At 61.0% G+C, this 5,028-nt stretch carries 7 protein-coding genes; 5 read left to right on the forward strand and 2 right to left on the reverse strand.

Going from position 1 to position 5,028, the window contains the following annotated elements; genetic code table 11:
- On the forward strand, positions 1-621 hold a 621-nt coding region (locus tag NDI87_RS16470; protein WP_296276643.1), incomplete at its 5' end, for a PAS domain S-box protein.
- A gap of 30 nt (positions 622-651) precedes the next feature.
- On the forward strand, positions 652-1,380 hold the full coding sequence (locus NDI87_RS16475; protein ID WP_296276645.1) for a Crp/Fnr family transcriptional regulator: 729 nt from the start codon (positions 652-654) through the stop codon (positions 1,378-1,380).
- Positions 1,381-1,504: 124 nt separating this feature from the next.
- Here NDI87_RS16475 and NDI87_RS16480 read toward each other — a convergent pair whose 3' ends face one another.
- Both NDI87_RS16480 and NDI87_RS16485 read right to left on the reverse strand, forming a co-directional pair.
- Positions 1,505-1,981 (reverse strand): glycine zipper 2TM domain-containing protein, encoded by a 477-nt coding sequence (locus NDI87_RS16480; RefSeq protein ID WP_296276647.1) that lies wholly within the window; start codon positions 1,979-1,981, stop codon positions 1,505-1,507.
- Between the two features lie 13 nt (positions 1,982-1,994).
- The gene (locus NDI87_RS16485) at positions 1,995-2,576 is read right to left on the reverse strand and encodes a BON domain-containing protein (RefSeq protein ID WP_296276650.1); all 582 of its coding nucleotides are present in this window, start codon (positions 2,574-2,576) and stop codon (positions 1,995-1,997) included.
- A 116-nt stretch (positions 2,577-2,692) separates the two neighbouring features.
- Here NDI87_RS16485 and NDI87_RS16490 point away from each other — a divergent pair, with 116 nt between their 5' ends.
- The 3 genes from NDI87_RS16490 to NDI87_RS16500 all read left to right on the forward strand — a co-directional run.
- On the forward strand, positions 2,693-3,829 hold the full coding sequence (locus NDI87_RS16490) for an MlaE family lipid ABC transporter permease subunit (protein WP_296276652.1): 1,137 nt from the start codon (positions 2,693-2,695) through the stop codon (positions 3,827-3,829).
- 1 nt (position 3,830) lies between these two features.
- Positions 3,831-4,643, forward strand: a complete 813-nt coding sequence (locus NDI87_RS16495) for an ATP-binding cassette domain-containing protein (protein WP_296276654.1) — start codon at positions 3,831-3,833, stop codon at positions 4,641-4,643.
- Positions 4,640-5,028 (forward strand): MlaD family protein (locus tag NDI87_RS16500; RefSeq protein ID WP_296276656.1); only part of this gene is annotated, 389 nt, incomplete at its 3' end. The genes NDI87_RS16495 and NDI87_RS16500, both read left to right, overlap by 4 nt.

The following is a 5,028-nucleotide window of genomic DNA, read 5'->3' on the forward strand; positions in this document are numbered from 1 at the left end:
GGTTTTCAGGTGATGGAAGGCCTCAAGACCAACGTCACCGATGACTACCTGGCGGTGATTGTGCTGACCGCCCAACCGGGTCACAAGCTGCGCGCGCTGGCGGCCGGGGCCAAGGACTTCATCAGCAAGCCGTTTGACCTGGTCGAGGTCAAGACGCGCATCCACAACATGCTCGAAGTCCGCTTGCTGTACAAAAAACTGGCCGATTACAACAAAGAGCTGGAAGCCACGGTGGCCGAGCGCACGGCCGAGTTGCGTGAGAGCGAGGCGCGCTACCGCAGTCTGACCGAACTGGCCTCGGATTGGTACTGGGAGCAGGACGAAAACGGTCACTTCAGCAAGGTCTCAGGCCCGGTGCTGGAGATGCTGGGGATTCAGGTGGAGCCTTTGAGGGGTGAGGTCGCGGTGACGTCCTCTGACGGCTGGAATGAAGATGAGCGCTCCAGATTGCGTGCCACCATCGCCGATCGCCAACCCTTTATTGACTTTGTCTTTCACCGCGTCAAGGCAGATGGCAGCAGGCAGAGCTTTCAAGTCAGCGGCGAGCCCATGTTCAACAGCAGCAGCCGGTTTGTCGGCTACCGTGGCATTGGGGTGGAGCTGACCTCAAAACTCAAATAAAAATTAAAAACAACAAAGGCAGGGCGATTCATGTCATTCCTTCACAACCCCAATCAGAACCATCTTCTGGCGGCCTTGCCGACCCGGGACTTCGAGGCCCTGGCGGCAGACCTGGAACTGGTGCCGCTGGCATTGGGCCAGATGCTCTACGACCCCGGCACGCAGATGCGCCATGCCTATTTCCCCACCACCTCCATCGTGTCCTTGCACTATGTGACCGAATCGGGTGCGTCCGCCGAGACCGCAGGGGTCGGCAACGAAGGCGTGGTGGGTATTTCGCTGTTCATGGGCGGCGACACCACCTCGAGCTCGGCGGTGGTGCAAACCGCAGGCCACGGCTACCGGCTGGATCGCCATATCTTGAAGCAGGAATTTGACAAAGGCGGCCCGTTGCAGCGCTTGCTGCTGCGCTACACCCAGGCCTTGATGACGCAAATGGCCCAGACCGCGGCCTGCAACCGGCACCATTCTGTTGAGCAGCAATTGTGCCGCTGGCTGCTGCTGACGCTGGACCGATTGCCCGAGCGTGAGCTGGTGATGACGCAGGAACTGGTGGCCAGCATGCTGGGCGTGCGCCGCGAAAGCGTGACCGACGCGGCCGGACACCTGCAAACCATGGGCTACATCCGCTACCGCCGCGGCCACATTGGTGTGCTGGACCGGGCTGGCCTGGAATCACACGCTTGCGAATGTTACGGCGTGGTCAAAAAGGAACTCAACCGCCTGCTCAGTGACGTGCGCCTGCGGCAGAGCAGTTAACGAGCATGAATTTCGTCATCGCGAGGCGCGCAGCGCCGCGGCGATCCATGTATTCGGAAGTCATGGATTGCTTCACTTGCGTATCGCAATGACGGTGTTTTTGCAAGTCTCGCTGCAATAAAGCTTAGTAGCGCTGGGCGACACCGTTGTCGATGCGCACGCTGTCACCCACCCGGATGTCGTTGTTGGTGGTTTGCGTCAGGGTCTGGTAGCTGCCATTGTTCAGGCGAACTGACAGTTGGTACACATTGCCTTGTTGGGTCTGGTTGCGCTTTTCCAGCTCATGGCCGGCGTAAGCACCGCCTGCCGCCCCCAGCACGGTGGCGGCCGTTTTACCCGAGCCGCCGCCCACCTGGTTGCCAAGAATGCCACCCACCACGGCGCCCGCGATGGCGCCCGCACCGATGGGGGTGCCGGAGCTGTTCTGGGGCACCAGGGCGATCGACTGCACCACGCCATATTGCGTGTAGCTGCTGGTGTTCTGCTGCGGGTAGGCATTGCCTGCGCTGGTGTTGTTGAGTGGGGTCGTGTTGGCGCAGGCGCCAAGCAGCAAGGTGCCCGCTACAGCGGCAAGCGCTGTCAAATTGTTCAATGTTTTCATTTGTCTACTCCGGTTAGTGTTTAACGCTCATCTCGTTGTTGATGCGGACCACGCCCTTGATGCCGCCGGCCAAGGCGAGCGCGTGGTCAATTTGCGGCTGGTTGTTGACAAAGCCGCTGAGCTGGACGACGCCATCGCGGGTCACGGCGGCAATGTCGGCGCTTTTGACGCTGTCGTCGGCCATCAGGGCAGCCTTGACCTGAGCGGTGATGACGGCGTCGTCGATCTTGGTACCAATCGTGGTGGCCGCGCCCTTGAGATTGACGCCGTTGTTGACCGTCACCACCCCGGGCACTGAACGTGCTATGGTCAGCGCTTGGTCAATCTGGGCCTGGTTATCGACAAAGCCGCTCAGCAGCACTTCACCCTTGCGGGTTTCAACTTTGAGGTCAAAGCTTTTGATGTCGATGTTGTCCAGCAGCGCCGCCTTGACCCGGGTGGTGAGCAGGCTGTCGTCGATTTCAGTGCCGATGGTGGTTTCGGCTGCCGGGGCGCGGGCGGGTTCTTCAACCTTGCTGCAGCCCGCCATGTAAATCGTCATCACACCGGCCAAAGTGGTGCTTGCAATGCGCAGGCCAAGAGGGTTTCTTGTCATTTGTTCTCCAGTCGATAAATTGGTTAACCAAGTGACACTGTGGCTGCAATGCCTTCTTTTATCTGTGCGATTGCGCACAGACCCGCGCCGGCCCCGGCCGTAGGCTTGGCGGCTTCATGAGAACCAATTCAGTGACTCCTGCAGCCGTTTCCCAAAGCACCCCGCAAGTCATCGCACTGTCGGGTTGCTGGACGGCGCGCGGCATGGGTGAGCATGAGAACGATCTGCTGCTGCGTGATGCCGACAAGCAACAGCCCCTGACCCTGGATGCTTCCGGCATTCAAGGCCTGGACACCGCCGGGGCGTGGGTGCTGCACAAGTTGCTGGCCAGGCCCCGTGGCGAAGGGGCCGAGCTGAGTTTGCGCGGCTTGCCAGCCGAATTTACCGGACTGCTGGACGGCGTGCGCCAACATGCCGTTGCGCAAGCCAATAAAGAAGTGCCCGAAGTGCCTCGTGTGCCAACGGTGCTCGAAAGCACAGGCCGCAGCGCAGCCAGTGCTTTCGAACAGTTGCTGGCCATGCTGACCTTTATTGGCGAGAGCGCCCATGCGCTGGCTGACTGGCTGCTGCACCCGGCGCGCATCCGCTGGCGCGTGGTGTTGTTCAACCTGCGCAGTGCCGGTTTTAATGCCTTGCCCATCGTCGGCCTGCTGTCGTTTTTGCTGGGCGTGGTGGTGGCTTACCAGGGTGCCGACCAACTCCGGCAGTACGGCGCCAATATTTTTGTGGCGGATCTGGTGGGCCTGTCGATGTTGCGCGAGTTTGCCCCGCTGATCACCGCCATCATCGTGGCCGGACGTTCCGGTTCGGCTTATGCGGCGCAGATTGGCACCATGAGCGTGACTGAAGAGATTGATGCCATGCGCACCATCGGCATAGAACCGCAGGAACTGCTGGTGTTGCCCAAAATCCTGGCACTGGTGATCGCGCTGCCATTGCTGACGGTATTTGCCGATGGCCTGGGCATCTTTGGCGGCATGATCATGGCCAAGGTGCAGCTGGGGGTGGGTTTTGGTGAATTTCTGGACCGGCTGGTCAAGGCGGTCAGCATCACCTCCTACCTGGTGGGCCTTGGCAAGGCGCCGGTGTTTGCCGTCATCATCGTGCTGGTGGGCTGCTTTCAGGGCTTTCGCACCCATGGCGGAGCCGACAGCGTGGGCCGCCAAACCACCCGCAGTGTGGTGCAGTCGATTTTTTTGGTGATCGTGGCCGATGCGCTCTTTTCGGTTGCCTTCAGCCTGCTGGATTTGTGACATGAGCCACGACATCAATAGCGCCGCCGCCAGGGAGGGCGACTTCGTCATCGACATGCGCCAGGTTGTCACCCGCTTTGGCTCGCATGTGGTCCATCAAAACCTCAATTTGCAGGTGCGCCGTGCCGAGGTTTTCGCCATCATTGGTGGCAGTGGTTCGGGCAAATCGACGCTGTTGCGCGAAATGATCCTGTTGCGCCGCCCCGATGCGGGCAGCATCAAGGTGCTGGGGGTTGACCTGCAAGACCTGTCGCGTGAGGCTGCGCTGGAGCTGCGCCTGCGCTGGGGCGTGATGTTCCAGCACGGCGGCCTGTTTGGCTCGCTCACCGTGCTGGAAAACATTGGTTTGCCACTGCGCGAGCACACACGGCTGGGCGACAAGCTGATTGACGAGATTGCCGCCTGGAAGCTCGACATGACCGGCCTCAAGCCCGAAGTGGGTGCCCAGTACCCGGCGCAGCTCAGTGGCGGCATGATGAAACGGGCATCACTGGCGCGGGCGCTGGCGCTCGACCCCGAACTGCTGTTTCTGGACGAACCCACCGCCGGGCTGGACCCCGAAAGCGCTGGGGGTGTTGATGAACTGGTGCTGCATCTGCGCGACCTGTTCGGGCTCACCATCGTCATGATTTCGCACGACCTGGACTTGTTGTGGCAAGTGACTGACCGGGTGGCCGTGCTGGGCGAAGGCACCGTGCAAGGCCTGGGCTCCATGGCGGAGCTCGCACAACTGGACCAGCCCACGGTCCGGCCATTTTTTGAAGGCGCGCGCGGCCGTGCCCAAACCAAGGAGTCATCATCGAAACCAAAGTGAACTACACCCTGGTCGGCGCCTTTGTACTGGTGCTGGGGGCCGCGCTGATCGCGGGTGTGCTGTGGCTGGCCTCGGGCGGCTCCTGGCAGAAAAAATACGACCTTTACCTGGCCGTGATGGACGAATCGGTGGCCGGACTCAATTTGAATGCGCCGGTGAAATACAACGGCGTTGACGTGGGCAAGGTGCAGGACATTGCGCTCGACAGCGCCAACCCGCAGCAGGTCAGGCTGTTGTTTGCCATTCAATATGGCGCGCCCATCCGCGAGGATACCGTGGCGGTGCTGAAAACCCAGGGACTGACCGGCATTGCCTATGTGGAACTCAGCGGTGGCGCGGCAGACTCGCCGGTATTGCAGGCCAGGCCTGGCAGCCTGTACCCGGA

The organism is Rhodoferax sp., from assembly GCF_023701345.1.
Taxonomy (GTDB): Bacteria; Pseudomonadota; Gammaproteobacteria; order Burkholderiales; family Burkholderiaceae_C; genus Rhodoferax.